This window comes from Actinacidiphila sp. bgisy144, assembly GCF_057708105.1.
The window spans coordinates 29,348-44,254 of the sequence record NZ_JBYIRM010000050.1; the positions used below are offsets into that span (position 1 = coordinate 29,348).

Here is a 14,907-nt window from a genome sequence, read left to right on the forward strand (position 1 = left end):
TCGCATATTCTTGCCTGATCCTCTCAAGCAGGGGCGCTCGTACGACGGCGCAGGAGCCCGGCATGGACCAACTCGCGGCGGCGATCGCCCGCCACAGCGCATGCGGCTACGGCAGCGCAGGCAGTGGCGGCAGTCCGGACGGCGTCGGCAGCGGGGGCGACACGCAGGTGCCGCGCCTGACCCTCGTCGCCCTCGACGAGCCCGTACCCCCGGCGGACCTGCTCTACGAGCCGATGATCTGCTTCATCGCCGAAGGCGCCAAGCACTCCGCCGCCGGCGAGCGCAGCTGGCGCACCCGGCGCGGCGAGATGTTCCTCAACGCCCTGGTGCTGCCGGTCACGGTCGTCTTCGAACGCCTCCCGTACCGCGCCGCGGTGATGCGGCTGGATGGCGGCGTGCTCGCGGACCTGCTGCTGGAACTGGACGGCGCCGGCGGGCCGCCGCCCCCGCCGGTGCCCGCCGCCTTCGAGGGGCAGGTCTCCGCGCCGATGACCCCGCAGGTCGTGGACGCGGTCACCCGCTGGGTGCGACTGCTGGACACCCCCGGCGACATCCGCGCGCTCGCCCCCAGGGTCGAGGCGGAGATCCTCTACCGGCTGCTCGGCAGCCCGCTCGGCCCGATGCTGCGCCGGCTGGCCACGGCCGGCACCGCCGCCGCCAGGGTGCGCGCGGCTGCCGCGTGGATCAGCGCGCACTTCCGCGAACCGCTCACCGTGGAGGCGGTCGCCGCCGTCGCGCACATGAGCCCCGCCACGCTGCACCGGCACTTCAAGGCGGCCACCGGCATGGGGCCGCTGCGCTTCCAGAAGGACCTGCGGCTCCAGGAGGCCCGCCGCCGTCTGGTGTCCGGCGACGCCACCGCGGCCATGGTCGCCGAGGCGGTCGGCTACGCCAGCGCCACCCAGTTCAGCCGCGAGTACCGCCGCCGCTACGGCCTGCCGCCCGCGCGTGACGCGGTCCGGCTGCGCGCCCGCATGGCCGCGCCCGTCCCGCCCCGCACCGGCACCTGACGGGCACCTGACGGCCCAGGACGGCCCCGGACATGGTCACGTGGTCCGGGTCGCCTCGCAGGCGACCCGGACCACGTGGTCTACGGTGCGGCGGACCGCGGTGGGTTCAGACGGTCAGCTGACGTTGACCGCCGTGTCGTCCAGCAGGAAGGACGTGGCGAGCGAGGAGTCCTCGGTGCCGGTGAACTTCAGCGTGAAGGTCTTGCCGATCTGCGAGGACACGTCGATCGTCTTCAGCACGTAGCCGCTGGAGGCGTTGACGTTGGAGTACGTGGCGAGGGTGGTGGAACCGGCCGCGACGGTGAACTTGTCGTAGGCGGTCGAGCCGCTCTCGTCGGTGCTGATGTAGACGTAGAAGCTCAGGCTCGCGCTGGTGCAGGTCGACGGGATGGTCACCGACTGGGAGAGCGTGTCGGTGTGGGTGGAGCCGTAGCCGTCGAACCACGCCTTGTACGAGCCGCTGTGCGCCGGGGCGTCGGAGCTGCTGTCGATGACGCCGGAGGACGCGGTCCACCCGGTGGCGCCGGACTCGAAGCCCGGGTTGGTCAGGAGCTGCGTGGCGGTGCAGCCGGTGCCGCCGCCGGAGGTGCTGACCGTCCAGGTGAAGGAGGTCGAGCCGGTGGCGCCGGTGCCGTCGGTGGCGGTGACCGTCACGGACGAGGTGCCCGCGGTGGTCGGGGTGCCCGAGATCAGGCCGGAGGAGCTGATCGACAGGCCGGCCGGCAGGCCGGACGCGCTGTAGCTGAGGGTCTGGCCGGAGGCGGAGTCGCTGCCGCTGATCTGGAGGCTCACCGCGGTGCCGGTCTTGGTGCTCTGGCTGCCCGGGTTGGTGACCGTCACGGTGTTGCCGCCGGTGGAGGTGCCGTTGGTGAAGGCGGCCGTGCCCTTGGGCGTGCCGAGGCCGGTCGGGCCGTCGTAGCCGGTGCCCGCGGTGCACAGGTAGCTGCCGCTGCAGCTGCCGTTGGAGCCGCTGGTCACGTCGTTGAGCGAGCTGGTGTGGGCGTAGGGGTAGGACGCCGGGGTGGTGCCGGAGGCCGGGGTGCCGGCCAGCGCGTAGACCGAGGCGATGATCGGCGACGAGGCGCTGGTGCCGCCGTAGACCTGCCAGCCGCTGGCGCCGTAGGAGTCGTAGACGGCCAGGCCGGTGGCCGGGTCGGCGACCGCGGAGACGTCGGCGATGGTGCGCTTGGAGCAGCCGGTGTCGGTCTGCCAGGTGGGCTTGGCGTCGTAGGACGAGCAGCCGGAGCCGGTGCCCTCGCTGCTGGAGGTGTTCCAGACCGTCTCGCTCCAGCCGCGGGTGGTGCCGCTGGCGCGGCTGAGCGCGGTGCCGCCGACGGCGGTGACGTACTTCGACGCCGCCGGGTACTCCGCGCCGTAGCCCTCGTCACCGGAGCTGACGGTGATCGCGACGCCGGGGTGGTTGAAGTACGAGGTGTCGTACGACGTGTCCGAGGAGGACTCGCTGCCGCCGTAGCTGTTGGAGACGTACTTCGCGCCCAGCGACACCGCGGTGTTCACGGCGGTGCCCAGGTTGGTCATGCTCGCGCTGGTCGCCTCGACGAGCAGGATGTTGCACTGCGGGCAGACCGCGCTGACCATGTCGAGGTCGAGCGAGATCTCGCCGGCCCAGCCGGAGTCGGCGGTCGGCAGCGAGGTGGTGCTGCCGCTCTGGTTGACCTTCTTGAAGCAGCCGTTGGCCGTGGTGCACGACGCCAGCCCGTACTGCGAGCGGTAGGTGGCGAGGTCCGCCTCGGCGTTGGGGTCGTCGTAGGCGTCGACGATCGCCACGGTCTGGCCGGAGCCGCCGCTCGGCAGCGCGTAGGCGCTGGCCAGGTCGGTGGGGCCGTAGCCGGACGGGGTGGCGTTCGGCGTGATGCCGAGGTGGTGCGCGACGTCGGTACGGGCCAGCCCCATGCACGACATCTGGCCGTCGGCCGGCGACGCGCACAGGTGCTGGACGTCCTTGCCCGCGGAGGGGCCGGTGGCGGCGGTGCCGTTGCTGTTCGCGGCGGCGGCCGTGGTGGTGGCGGGCGCCGCGGTGGCGGCGGTGGCGGCGTACATGCCGCCGGTCACGAGCGCGCCCGCGGCGAGGGCCGCGACGGCCGTGCGCCGGAAGGCCCGTCTGAACGGGCCGGTACTGAGCTGCAAGGAACTGCCCTCCATGGGGGGTGTATCGGGCGGACGAGGGCGGCCAGGGCGGATATGTCAAGAGCATGACAACGAACGCCGCGGCGTCGCCTCGACTTCAACGTGGCGCACGTTCACTGGTGGGGCGGAGGTGCGGGGGGTGCGTGGAACTCCGGCGGCCCGAGGGCCCTGGGCGGGGCGAGTGACGCGTGTAGAACTCGTGGAACACATGGAGCATGTGTCAACTCGCGTTCACTGACACCCCGTTGAGTGGTGACCAGATGAAGGTAGTGAGGACTATCGTCAAGGAACTACCGGGTGTTGGTAAAGGATTGCTCTTGACTTGACCCCGGGGTGCCACGGGACCGGCACCCGGAGCCACCGGATCGCTTCCGCGGGACGATCTTTGGCGTATACGGTCGGGACCCATGGAGACGGAGGACGGACCGGTCGGCGACCTGGTCGCGCTGGGGCTGGCGCGCTACGAGGCCCGCGTCTACCTCGCCCTGGTCCGCCGCGAGTCCTACACCGCCGCGGAGGTCGCCCGCGAGGCCGACGTGCCCCGGCAGCGGGTCTACGACGTGCTCGACGCGCTGGTCAGGCGGCGGCTGGCGACCACCAGGCCCGGCCGGGTCGCCACCTTCTCCGCGGTCGCGCCCGAACTCGCCGTCGCCCGGCTGATGGCCCACCAGCGCGAGACGCTGGAACGGCTGGACCGGATGTCCTCCGCGCTCACCTCAGCGCTGCTGCCGGTGTGGACCGAGGGGCGCACCCAGACGGTGCCGATGGACTACGTGGAGATCCTGCGCGACCCGAAGTCCATCGCGGAGGCGTTCGCCGACATCCAGGCGCAGGCCCGGCACGAGCTGCTGAGCTTCTGCAAGCCGCCGTTCGTCTCCTCCCCGACCAACGCCACCGGCATCAAGGTCGTACGGCGGATGCGCCGCTCCGGCGGCACGGTCCGGGCGATCTACACCAACGAAGCGCTGGACGACCGCGAAGTGCTGGAGAACGTGCGGAGGTTCGGCGCCGCGGGCGAGGAGAGCCGGTTCGCGGCCGAGCTGCCGCTGAAGCTGGTGGTGGCCGACGCGTCGTTGGTGCTGTGCGACATGCCCGACCCGGTGGCCGGCACCGACGCGACCACCGCGCTCTACATCGAGCACCCCGCGCTCGCCGCGTGCCTGCGGATGGCCTTTCTCACGGTGTGGGAGAGCGCGCGGTCCGCGGCGACCGACCCGGACTGACCGACCCCGTCCGACCGCCCCGTCCGACCGCCCCGCCCGACCGCCCCGCGCGGCGCCACGCACCCGGCGGCCGGGCGCCAACGCCGGACGCGCCCAGGTCCGGGAGCTACAGTGACGGCGTGGCCGTGTTCCTGCTGGGCGTGGGTGCCGCCTGCTGCCTGGGTCTGGGATTCGTGTTGCAGCAGCGCGCGGCCGCCCGTGCCCCGCGGTCGGACATCCTGACCTTCCGGCTGCTGCTCGACCTGATCCGGATGCCCGACTGGCTGATGGGCGTCGGCTTCATGGTCGCCGGGCAGGTGCTCAGCGCCGTCGCGCTCACCCATGGCGAGGTCTCGCTCGTCGAGCCGCTCACCGCGACCAACCTGCTCTTCGCGATGGCGCTGTCGCGCTGGCTGACCCGGCAGCCCCTGGGGTGGAGCGGCTGGGGCGGGGTGGCGCTGCTCGCCCTCGGGGTGACCGCCTTCATCGTCGCCGGGCAGCCGCACGGCGGCGGGCACGTCGCGAGCGCGCTGCGGCACTGGCTGGTCTTCGGGATCGTGGCCGGGCTGGCGGTGCTGGTCACCCTCTACGCCAAGGGGTTGCAGCCGTCCTCGGAGGCCACCTTCCTCGCGCTCGCCGCCGGACTGATCTACGGGTTGCAGGACGCGCTCACCCGGATCTGCGGGTCCATCGCGGAGGACGACGGGGTCGCGCAGCTCCTGGTGAGCTGGCAGCCCTACGGTGTGCTCGTCATCGGGATCACCGGGATACTGCTGGTCCAGTCCGCGTTCGAGGCGGCGCCGCTGCGGATGTCGCTGCCCGCGCTCACCGCGGCGCAGCCGCTGGCCGGGATCGCGTGCGGGATCGGGTTCCTCGGGGACCAGATCCGGGTCACGCCGCTGGCGCTCGCCTTCCAGGCGGCTGGGCTGGCGGCGGTGGTCGTCGGGGTGCTGCTGCTCGGGCGGCACCCGGCGATGCCGCAGGGGCCGCAGCGACGCGAGCGCCGAGGCGCAACGCGGGTCGCGTAGCGGGCCGCCCGCCCGCCCCCGCGCGCCGGGTTTCCGGCGGCGGGCCGGTTGGTGGGGCGGTCGCGCCGTACGGGCTCGGGCCGGTATTCGGGCTCACCGGTGGTGTCGGCTGGGCGCGCAGTTCCCCGCGCCCCTGGGGTGCCGTTTGGTCAGGGGGTCCAGGTGAAGGTGGGGGTGCGGCCGGTGAGGAAGGCGGTGGCGCCCTCGTCGGTGTCGGGGGTGGTGGCGGCCTGGTGGGCCCAGTAGGCGGCGCGTTCGGGGGTGGGCGGGCCGGCGGCGAACTCCTTGGCCGCGGTCTGGGTGAGCCGGGAGCGGGTGGTCAGGGTGGCGGCGAAGGCGCGGACGCGGGCGTCGAGGTGGTCGGCGTCGGGCAGCACCTCGTCGACCAGGCCGGTGCGCAGCGCCCGCTCGTCGTCGATCAGCTCGGCGGAGAACAGCAGGTACTTCGCGGTGGCGGGACCGGCGACGGCGACCAGGCGCCGGGTGGAGGAGGCGGCGTAGACGATGCCGAGCCGGGCCGGCGTCACCCCGAAGCGCGCCCCCCGCGCGGCGAACCGCAGGTCGCAGGCGACCGCCAGCTGGCAGCCGCCGCCGACGCAGAAGCCGCGGACCGCGGCCACCGTGGGCTTCGGGAAGGCGGCGAGGGCCTCCTCGGCGGTGAGCGCGGCCTCCTGCACCGCCTGCCGCCCCTCGGCGTCGGTCAGCTCGCCGATGTCGGCGCCCGCGCTGAACGCCTCGCCCTCGCCGGTGAGCACCAGCACCCGTACGCCGGGGTCGGCGGCGAGCCCGGCCAGCACCCGGGGCAGCGCCAGCCACATGCCGAGCGTCATGGCGTTGCGCCGGGCGGGGTTGCTGATCGCGACGGTGGCGACGCCGTCCTCGGTGCTCACCAGCAGGCCGGGGCCGAACCGGGACATCATTCGCTCCTTCGATCGGTGCACATGCACCGACCAGGTGCAGCCGGTCGATCCTAACCACGCGTGTCGCCCCGGCCTCGACCGCCCCAACCACGCACCCGGCGGTCGGAAGGGGCGCCCCCGGCGATCCCCGCCGGTCCGACCCGGTCGGGAAACGCGCAAAGTCGCGGATTTGCGGTCTCCCGCATGTGCGGGTCGCAAGGGCGCGGACACTCGACGGGTGAGGTCGATTCTCCCGGTCCCCCCGGTGCGCCCGTTTTCCCCGGCGCGCGCGGCGGGCATGTCGGCAGGCCCTGTCGGACGAGGTCACGCGAAAGCGATGGTGGGTGCGGTCATGGAGGTCCGCGGGAGTGTCCCGCTCGGTCAGGCCCCGATCCCTGCTCCGGTGCCGGTGCCCCGGCCGTACGAGGGGGTCTGGCGGTTCACCGCCCCCACGGTCGACGCCTCGGTGCCGGAGGTGCGGCACGGCGTACGCGCGCTGGTGCGGGAACAGGGCGTCCCCATCGACGACGACATGCTCTTCGGCCTGCTGCTGATCGTCTCCGAGCTGGTCACCAACGCGGTCAAGCACGCCGCGGTGCTCTCCGCGGAGTTCGCGGTGGAGCTCGCGGTGGGGCCGGAGTGGATCAGGATCGCGGTGGAGGACAACCACCCGTACCGGCCGAAGGCGCTGGAGGCCGACCACGGGCGCACCGGCGGGCGCGGCCTGGTGCTGGTCAAGACGATCACCGACGAGGCGGGCGGCTCCTGCGACATCGCCAAGACGCCGACCGGCGGGAAGGTGGTCTGGGCCGCGCTCCCGCTGCGCGCGCCCCGGTACTGACCGCCACGGCAGCCGCAGGGCCGCAGGCCGGGCGGTGCAGGAACGGTACGGCAAGGGCGCGGCCGGGGACTCCCGGCCGCGCCCTTCCACGCGTCGCGGCGCCGCGCGGGGCGCCGTACGGCGGCTCTACCAGCCCGCGGCCCCGGTCACCTCGCGGACGGCCGGCAGCGCCGCGTCCAGCACCGTCTGGAACCACGCCGAGAACGGGCCCTCCGTACGCAGCTTCGCCAGCTCCTCCGGGGTGACGAAGACGGTCTCGCCGATCTCCGCCGGGTCCGGTCGCAGCGGGGCGCGGACCACGCCGACGTAGAGGTGGTTGTACTCCTGCTCGACCAGGCCCGAGGCCGGGTCCGGGTGGTTGTAGCGGACGGTGCCCGCCTCGCGCATGAGCACGGGGGCGACGCCCAGCTCCTCGGCGGTGCGCCGGGCCGCGGCCACGAACGGCTGCTCGTCGGGGTAGGGGTGCCCGCAGCAGGTGTTGGACCACACGCCGGGGGAGTGGTACTTGCTCAGGGCCCGGCGCTGGAGCAGCAGCCGGCCCTCGTCGTCGAAGAGGAAGACCGAGAACGCCCGGTGCAGCCGGCCGGGTGCGAGGTGTGCCGACAGCTTCTCCGCCGTGCCGATGGTGACGCCGTCCTCGTCGACGAGTTCGAGCATGATCGGTTCTTCGACCCCGGTCGGGGCCGCCACGGGGGAGGGGGAGCCGGGTCGGGCGGTGGCAGGACTGGTGGGCATTTCCATCCTTCGCGTTCGACGACGAGTTCTTAGTCTGCCGCACGTCCGGCGCGCCGCCGCGCGCGCACCGCCCTGGCCGTACCGGCGTGCGGAAGGCCCGCGGGGGTCAGCCGGCGGTGGCGGGCGCCGCTGCCCGCCGGCGGGAGGCCGTCACGCTGAGGTGGAGGGCCGTCACCGGCACATGCCTGGTTCGTGCGCGGCGTGCCCGGCCGGTTCGAGCTGGAAGGTGCAGTGCGCCACGTCGAAGTGCGCGCCGAGGCAGCCCTGGAGGTCGTGCAGCATCTTCTCGTACCCCACCGCGTCCAGGACGTCCTGGCTGACCACCACGTGCGCGGACAGCACCGGCAGGCCCGAGGTGATGGTCCAGGCGTGCAGGTCGTGCAGCCCCTCGACGCCCGCCAGCCCCTCGATGTGGCGGCGCACCTGCCGCATGTCCACCCCGCGCGGCGCCGCCTCCAGCAGCACGTCCAGCGCCTCCCGCATCAGCTGCCAGGTGCGCGGCACGATCAGCACGCCGATCAGCAGCGAGGCCACCGCGTCGGCCTGCCGCCAGCCGCTGACCAGGTAGACCGCGGCGGCGGCCACCACCGCGAGCGACCCGAACGCGTCGGAGAGCACCTCCAGGAAGGCGGCGCGCACGTTGAGGCTCTCCTTCTGCCCGGCCATCAGCACCACCAGCGACACCGAGTTCGCCACCAGGCCGATCACACCGAAGACGATGGTCGGCCCGCCGTCGATGCCGTGCGGGGTGATCAGGCGGCGGATGCCCTCGTAGAAGATGAAGACGCCGACGGCGAGCAGCAGCAGGGCGTTGAGCCCGGCGGCCAGGATCTCCGCGCGGGCGTAGCCGAAGGTGCGGCGCTCGCTCGGCGGACGGGCCGCGACATGGACGGCGAGCAGCGCCATCGCCAGGCCGACCGCGTCGGTGGCCATGTGGCCCGCGTCGGCGAGCAGCGCGAGCGAGCCGGTGAGCAGGCTGCCGGCCACCTCGGTGGCCAGGACCAGCAGCGTGATCGACAGCGCGATCCGCAGCCGGCCGCGGTGCGCCCCGCCCGCGGTCGCCAGGCCGTGGCTGTGCCCGTGCCCGTGCCCATGACCGTGCCCGCGGCCCTGGGCCTGGCCGTCGCCGCCTGCGGCCCCCTGGCCCGGTCCGTGGTGGTGGCCGATCCCTGCCCCCATCGGCGGGGCCCCCTTCCGCATCGCCCGGTGTCCGCTGAACGCCCGCTCGCGTGGTCCGGCGGCCAGTCAACACCGGTTACCCACCGTGGGCAAGCCGATACTGGAGACCGTTGTCATGTGCGGTGACCTGCGGTGGTGAGGTGACCCTCAGCTGTCGCGGAGGGTCACCCGAAAGGGTGGCGGAAGGCGGGTCCGCCCCAATGTTGTGGCAGGCGACCGGAATCGAGGATGATGATCACACCGGACGGGCCAAGTTCAGGCGAACACGCAGTGAACGACTGCCGACCCGCATCCGATAACCTCGCCGTCGTGTTTCCGGCCCGCAGCCGCCCGCCGCGGCCACGTCGGTGCGCCTTCGTACGTATTCAGGGAGTGGGTTCCTCTGCCGACCGCAATTCTCACCGGCCCGCCCGCCGCCGGGACGCCGTCGCCGCTCGCGGACGACCTGCGGGCCCTGGGATTCCAGGTGGTCGAGGCCGACGGGCCGCAGGCCGTGGCCGCGCACGTCGCCGACGCGCCGCCCGCCGAGCGCGTCGCGGTCGTCGACCGCCGCTTCCGCGGCCACCGCCACGCCCTGCGCCTGGCGCTGACCGACCCCCGCTTCGACGCCGGCGCCGTGCCCGGCGCGCTCGCCGTGCAGGCCGCCGCCCGGCCCGCGCTGACCCGGGCGCTCGGCGCGCTGGCCGGCGAGGGCGCCGCAGGCCGCTCCGCAGCGCCCGGCGGCGCCACCGCCACCGTCGCCTCCGGCGCCGTCCTCGCCGACGCGCTCGCCGAGGAGCTCGGCCGCCAGGGCGCCGAACCGTACCGGCCCGAACTGGGCGTGCTGGTCGCCAGGGTGGCCCGCACCCCGCAGGAGCAGGCCGCCGCGGCCGACGCCGTCGCCGACGTCGACGAGGAAGCGGTCCGGCTGCGCAGCGCGGTCAAGTCCCGCGACGGCTTCTTCACCACCCACTTCATCAGCCCGTACTCCCGCTACATCGCGCGCTGGTGCGCCCGGCGCGGCCTGACCCCCAACCAGGTCACCACCGCCTCGCTGCTGGTCGCGCTGATCGCCGCCGGGTGCGCGGCCACCGGCACCCGCGCCGGCTACGTCGCCGCGGGCGTGCTGCTGCTCGCCTCGTTCGTCCTGGACTGCACCGACGGCCAGCTCGCCCGCTACTCGCTCCAGTACTCCACCCTCGGCGCCTGGCTCGACGCGACCTTCGACCGCGCCAAGGAGTACGCCTACTACGCGGGCCTGGCGCTGGGCGCGGCCCGCGGCGGCCACGACGACGTGTGGGCCCTCGCGCTGGGCGCGATGGTGCTCCAGACCTGCCGGCACGTCGTGGACTTCGCCTTCAACGAGGCCAACCACGACGCCGCCGCCAACACCAGCCCCACCGCCGCCCTGTCCGGGCGGCTGGACAGCGTCGGCTGGACGGTGTGGGTGCGCCGGATGATCGTGCTGCCGATCGGCGAGCGCTGGTTCCTCATCGCGGTCCTCACCGCCGCCACCACCCCCCGGATCACCTTCGTGGTGCTGCTGATCGGCTGCGGCCTGGCCGCCTGCTACACCACCGCCGGCCGGGTGCTGCGCTCCCTGACCAGGAAGGCCCAGCGCACCGACCGCGCCGCCCGGGCGCTCGCCGACCTCGCCGACAGCGGCCCGCTCGCCGAAGCGGTGGCGCGCGCCACCGCGCCGCTCGCGCGCCGGCTGCCCGCCGTCGCGCCGCCGCTGCTCGCCGCGATCGGCGCCGGCGCCCTGACCGCGACCGCGGCGCTGGCCGCACGCGGCTCCTGGTGGGTCGTCGCGGCCGCCGCGCTCTACGTCGTGACCAGCGGGATATCCGTCGCCCGCCCGCTGAAGGGCGCGCTGGACTGGCTGGTCCCGCCGTTCTTCCGGGCCGGCGAGTACGGCGCCGTGCTGGCACTGGCGGCCGTCTCCGAGGTGAACGGGGCGTTGCCCGCCGCCTTCGGGCTGGTAGCCGCGGTCGCCTACCATCACTACGACACGGTGTACCGCATCCGCGGCGGCACCGGGGCCCCGCCCCGCGCACTGGTGCGGGCGGCGGGCGGCCACGAGGGCCGGGCGCTGCTGGTGGCCGTGCTGTCGGCGGCCCTGGTCGCGGGCGCGCACCGGCACGGCTTCACCGTCGCGCTGACGGTGCTCGCCGCCGTACTCGCGCTGCTGGTCCTCACCGAGAGCATCCGCTTCTGGGTGTCCTCGGGGGCACCCGCCGTACACGACGAGTCAGGAGAACCCGCATGATCGGCCTGGTGCTGGCGGCAGGCGCAGGACGGCGCCTGCGGCCGTACACGGACACGCTGCCGAAGGCGCTGGTGCCGGTCGGGCCGGACGGCGCGGCGGACGGCCCCACCGTGCTCGACCTCACGCTGGGCAACTTCGCGGCGGTCGGCCTCACCCGCGCCGCGGTGGTCGTCGGCTACCGCAAGGAGGCGGTGTACGCCCGCAAGGAGGCCCTGGAGGCCCGATACGGCGTCGAGCTGACCCTCATCGACAACGACAAGGCCGAGGAGTGGAACAACGCCTACTCCCTGTGGTGCGCGCGCGACGTGCTCCACGAGGGAGTGATTCTGGCCAACGGCGACACCGTCCACCCGGTCTCCGTCGAACAGACCCTGCTGGCCGCCCGCGGTGACGGCCGCCGGGTCATCCTCGCGCTGGACACCGTCAAGAAACTCGCCGACGAGGAGATGAAGGTCGTCGCCGAGCCCGGCCGCGGGGTGCGCCGGATCACCAAGCTGATGGACCCGGCCGAGGCCACCGGCGAGTACATCGGCGTCACCCTCATCGAGGCCGACGCCGCCGCCGACCTCGCCGACGCGCTCAAGGCCACCTACGAGCGCGACCCCGACCTGTACTACGAGGACGGCTACCAGGAAATGGTCCACCGCGGCCACACCCTGGACGTGGCGCCGGTCGGCGACATCCCCTGGGTCGAGATCGACAACCACGCCGACCTCGCCCGCGGACGGGAGATCGCGTGCCAGTACTGACCCGGCTGATCCCCTCGCCGGTCGTCGTCGACATCCGCGGCGGCGCCCTCGCCGACCTCTCCCAGCTCCTGGCCGACGAGCGGATCTCGCCGTCCGGCAAGATCGCCATAGCCGTCAGCGACGGCTCCGGCACCCGCCTGAGCGAGCGGCTGGCCCCCGAACTGCCGGGCGCCGCCTGGTTCCCGGTGGCCGGCGGCACCATCGACGCCGCCGTCAAGCTCGCCGACGCCATGCGCGGCGAGCGCTACGACGCGGTGGTCGCGCTGGGCGGCGGGAAGATCATCGACGCCGCGAAGTACGCCGCGGCCCGGGTCGGGCTGCCGCTGGTCGCGGTCGCCACCAACCTCTCGCACGACGGCATCTGCTCGCCGGTCTCCACCCTCGACAACGACAACGGCCGCGGCTCGTACGGCGTGCCCGGCCCGATCGCGGTCGTCATCGACCTGGACGTCATCCGCGAGGCCCCGGACCGCTACCTGCGGGCCGGCATCGGCGACGCGGTCTCCAACCTCTCCGCCCTCGCCGACTGGGAGCTGTCGCACCGCGAGACCGGCGAGCGGATCGACGGCCTGGCCGCCGCCATGGCGCGCGGCGCGGGCGAGGCGGTGCTGCGCCACCCCGGCACCGTCGCCGACGACGCCTTCCTCGTCACCCTCGCCGAGGGCCTGGTGCTCACCGGCATCGCCATGTCCATCAGCGGCGACTCCCGGCCCTCCTCCGGCGCCTGCCACGAGATCAGCCACGCCTTCGACCTGCTCCACCCGCAGCGCGCCGCCGCGCACGGCGAGCAGGTCGGCATCGGCGCCGCCTTCGCGACCTACCTGCGCGGCGCCCGCGAGCAGTCCGCGCTGATCGCCGCCACCCTGCGCCGGCACGGACTGCCGGTGCTGTCCGAGGAGATCGGCTTCTCCGCGCAGGAGTTCGTCGAGGCGGTGCGCTACGCACCGCGGACCCGCCCCGGGCGCTACACGATTCTGGAACACCTCGACCTGTCCGCCACCGACATCAGGGACGCGTACGCCGACTATGCCAAAACCATCAGTAGCTGAGCTGCGCCCCGTCGTTCACCCGGCGGGCGTCAAGGACCGGCGCAGCGGCGAGCACTGGGCCGGCCGGCTGTACATGCGCGAGGTGTCGCTGCGCATCGACCGCCACCTGGTGAACACCCGCGTCACGCCCAACCAGCTGACCTATCTGATGACCGTGTGCGGCGCGCTCGCCGCACCGGCCCTGCTGGTGCCCGGCATAGCCGGCGCCGTGCTCGGCGTGGTCGCCGTCCAGCTCTACCTGCTGCTGGACTGCGTCGACGGCGAGATCGCCCGCTGGAAGAAGCAGTACTCGCTGGCCGGCGTCTACCTCGACCGGGTGGGCGCCTACCTGACGGACGCGGCCGTGCTGGTCGGCTTCGGCATGCGCGCCGCCGACATCTTCGGCAGCGGCCGGATCGACTGGCTGTGGGCGTTCCTCGGCACCCTGGCCGCGCTCGGCGCGGTGCTGATCAAGGCCGAGACCGACCTGGTCGGCGTGGCCCGGCACCAGACCGGGCGGCCGCCGGTCCAGGAGTCGGCCTCCGAGCTGCGCTCGTCCGGGATGGCGCTGGCCCGCCGCGCCGCGTCCGCGCTCCAGTTCCACCGCCTGGTGCTCGGCATCGAGGCGTCGCTGCTCATCCTGGTGCTGGCCGTGATCGACCAGGTCCGCGGCGACCTGTTCTTCACCCGGCTCGGCGTGGCGGTGCTGGCCGCCATCGCCCTGCTCCAGACCCTGCTCCACCTCGTCTCCGTCCTCGCGTCGAGCAGGCTGAAGTGACCGCCCCGTTGACGGTCGGCGCCGTCATCATCACCATGGGTACCCGCCCGGCCGAGCTCCAGGACCTGCTGGACTCCGTCGCCAAGCAGCAGGGCGCCCCGGTGGAGGTGGCGCTCGTCGGCAACGGCTCGCCGCTGCCGGTGATGGAGCGCGAGCACCTGCGCACCGCCGAGCTGCCGGAGAACCTCGGCATCCCCGGCGGCCGCAACGTCGGCGTCGAGCTGTTCGGCCCCGGCGGTCGCGACGTGGACATCGTGATGTACCTCGACGACGACGGCCTGCTGCCCGGCGACGACACCGCCGAGCTGGTCCGCAGGGCCTTCGAGCAGGACCCCGAGCTGGGCATCATCAGCTTCCGGATCGCCGACCCGCAGACCGGTGAGACCCAGCGCCGGCACGTGCCGCGGCTGCGCGCGTCCGACCCGATGCGCAACTCCCGGGTCACCACCTTCCTCGGCGGTGCCAGCGCGGTGCGCACCGAGGTGCTCCGGCAGGTCGGCGGGCTGCCCGAGCAGTTCTTCTACGCGCACGAGGAGACGGATCTGGCCTGGCGGGCGCTGGACGCCGGCTGGATGATCGACTACCGCTCCGACCTGGTGCTGCTGCACCCGGCCACCTCGCCGGCCCGGCACGCGGTCTACCACCGGCTGGTGGCCAGAAACCGCGTGTGGCTGGCCCGGCGCAACTTGCCCTGGCCCCTGGTGCCGGTGTATCTCGGCGTATGGATGGCGCTCACCTTGGTGCGCAGGCCGTCGGGCAGCGCGCTGCGCGCGTGGTTCGGCGGCTTCCGGGAGGGTTGGGCCACTTCGTGCGGTCCGCGGCGCCCGATGCGCTGGCGTACGGTGTGGCGGTTGACCCGGCTGGGCCGACCCCCGATCATCTGACAAGCTCGGATCTGAGAGCATCAGGCGCAGTCGGGAACCCCCTGCACCCGGCGCGCATCTTGAGGACGAAAGTGTCAACTGTGAGTGATACAACGCACAATGGCGCGGTCGCCGTCGGCGCCTCGCCGGTGCCCTCGGCCTTCGACGACGGCCTCAGCGCCGCCGAACTCGCCGCCAA

General features: G+C 73.7%; 13 protein-coding genes. 9 read left to right on the forward strand and 4 right to left on the reverse strand.

Annotation, left to right across the window (positions count from 1 at the left end):
- The first annotated feature begins 62 nt into the window (after positions 1-62).
- Positions 63-1,010 (forward strand): AraC family transcriptional regulator, encoded by a 948-nt coding sequence (locus tag AC3EVP_RS34870; protein WP_435137255.1) that lies wholly within the window; start codon positions 63-65, stop codon positions 1,008-1,010.
- A gap of 114 nt (positions 1,011-1,124) precedes the next feature.
- Here the strand turns inward: AC3EVP_RS34870 and AC3EVP_RS34875 are convergent, their stop codons facing one another.
- Entirely contained in the window at positions 1,125-3,173 is a 2,049-nt protein-coding gene (locus tag AC3EVP_RS34875) for a putative Ig domain-containing protein (protein WP_435137258.1), read from the reverse strand.
- 392 nt (positions 3,174-3,565) lie between these two features.
- Between AC3EVP_RS34875 and AC3EVP_RS34880 the strand changes: the two genes are divergently transcribed.
- Together AC3EVP_RS34880 and AC3EVP_RS34885 are read left to right on the forward strand one after the other, a co-directional pair.
- The gene (locus tag AC3EVP_RS34880) at positions 3,566-4,381 is read left to right on the forward strand and encodes a TrmB family transcriptional regulator (RefSeq protein WP_435137261.1); all 816 of its coding nucleotides are present in this window, start codon (positions 3,566-3,568) and stop codon (positions 4,379-4,381) included.
- Between the two features lie 119 nt (positions 4,382-4,500).
- The gene (locus tag AC3EVP_RS34885) at positions 4,501-5,388 is read left to right on the forward strand and encodes a DMT family transporter (RefSeq protein ID WP_335978569.1); all 888 of its coding nucleotides are present in this window, start codon (positions 4,501-4,503) and stop codon (positions 5,386-5,388) included.
- 149 nt (positions 5,389-5,537) lie between these two features.
- Here AC3EVP_RS34885 and AC3EVP_RS34890 read toward each other — a convergent pair whose 3' ends face one another.
- Positions 5,538-6,305 (reverse strand): enoyl-CoA hydratase/isomerase family protein, encoded by a 768-nt coding sequence (locus tag AC3EVP_RS34890; RefSeq protein ID WP_435137265.1) that lies wholly within the window; start codon positions 6,303-6,305, stop codon positions 5,538-5,540.
- A 334-nt stretch (positions 6,306-6,639) separates the two neighbouring features.
- Between AC3EVP_RS34890 and AC3EVP_RS34895 the strand changes: the two genes are divergently transcribed.
- Entirely contained in the window at positions 6,640-7,128 is a 489-nt protein-coding gene (locus AC3EVP_RS34895) for an ATP-binding protein (protein ID WP_335978566.1), read from the forward strand.
- A gap of 126 nt (positions 7,129-7,254) precedes the next feature.
- Here the strand turns inward: AC3EVP_RS34895 and idi are convergent, their stop codons facing one another.
- Both idi and AC3EVP_RS34905 read right to left on the reverse strand, forming a co-directional pair.
- A complete protein-coding gene (gene idi, locus AC3EVP_RS34900; RefSeq protein ID WP_435137269.1) occupies positions 7,255-7,863 on the reverse strand; it encodes an isopentenyl-diphosphate Delta-isomerase in 609 nt (202 codons plus the stop codon).
- A gap of 171 nt (positions 7,864-8,034) precedes the next feature.
- Positions 8,035-9,042, reverse strand: a complete 1,008-nt coding sequence (locus AC3EVP_RS34905; RefSeq protein WP_435137272.1) for a cation diffusion facilitator family transporter — start codon at positions 9,040-9,042, stop codon at positions 8,035-8,037.
- Between the two features lie 382 nt (positions 9,043-9,424).
- Here AC3EVP_RS34905 and AC3EVP_RS34910 point away from each other — a divergent pair, with 382 nt between their 5' ends.
- From AC3EVP_RS34910 to AC3EVP_RS34930, 5 genes are read left to right on the forward strand one after another with little or no spacing between them, the layout of a single operon-like run.
- The gene (locus AC3EVP_RS34910; protein ID WP_435137286.1) at positions 9,425-11,290 is read left to right on the forward strand and encodes a DUF5941 domain-containing protein; all 1,866 of its coding nucleotides are present in this window, start codon (positions 9,425-9,427) and stop codon (positions 11,288-11,290) included.
- Positions 11,287-12,039: a phosphocholine cytidylyltransferase family protein gene (locus tag AC3EVP_RS34915; protein WP_335978561.1), complete on the forward strand. Its 753-nt coding sequence runs from the start codon at positions 11,287-11,289 to the stop codon at positions 12,037-12,039. The genes AC3EVP_RS34910 and AC3EVP_RS34915 overlap by 4 nt, the downstream gene beginning before the upstream one ends.
- Positions 12,027-13,088 carry an iron-containing alcohol dehydrogenase family protein gene (locus AC3EVP_RS34920; RefSeq protein ID WP_335978559.1) on the forward strand — a complete coding sequence of 354 codons (1,062 nt, stop codon included), beginning with the start codon at positions 12,027-12,029 and terminating at the stop codon, positions 13,086-13,088. The genes AC3EVP_RS34915 and AC3EVP_RS34920 overlap by 13 nt, the downstream gene beginning before the upstream one ends.
- Entirely contained in the window at positions 13,066-13,845 is a 780-nt protein-coding gene (locus tag AC3EVP_RS34925; RefSeq protein WP_335978556.1) for a CDP-alcohol phosphatidyltransferase family protein, read from the forward strand. Before AC3EVP_RS34920 ends, AC3EVP_RS34925 begins: the two co-directional genes overlap by 23 nt.
- Before the next feature lie 8 nt (positions 13,846-13,853).
- Entirely contained in the window at positions 13,854-14,729 is an 876-nt protein-coding gene (locus AC3EVP_RS34930; protein ID WP_335978819.1) for a glycosyltransferase family 2 protein, read from the forward strand.
- The last annotated feature ends 178 nt before the right edge of the window (positions 14,730-14,907 follow it).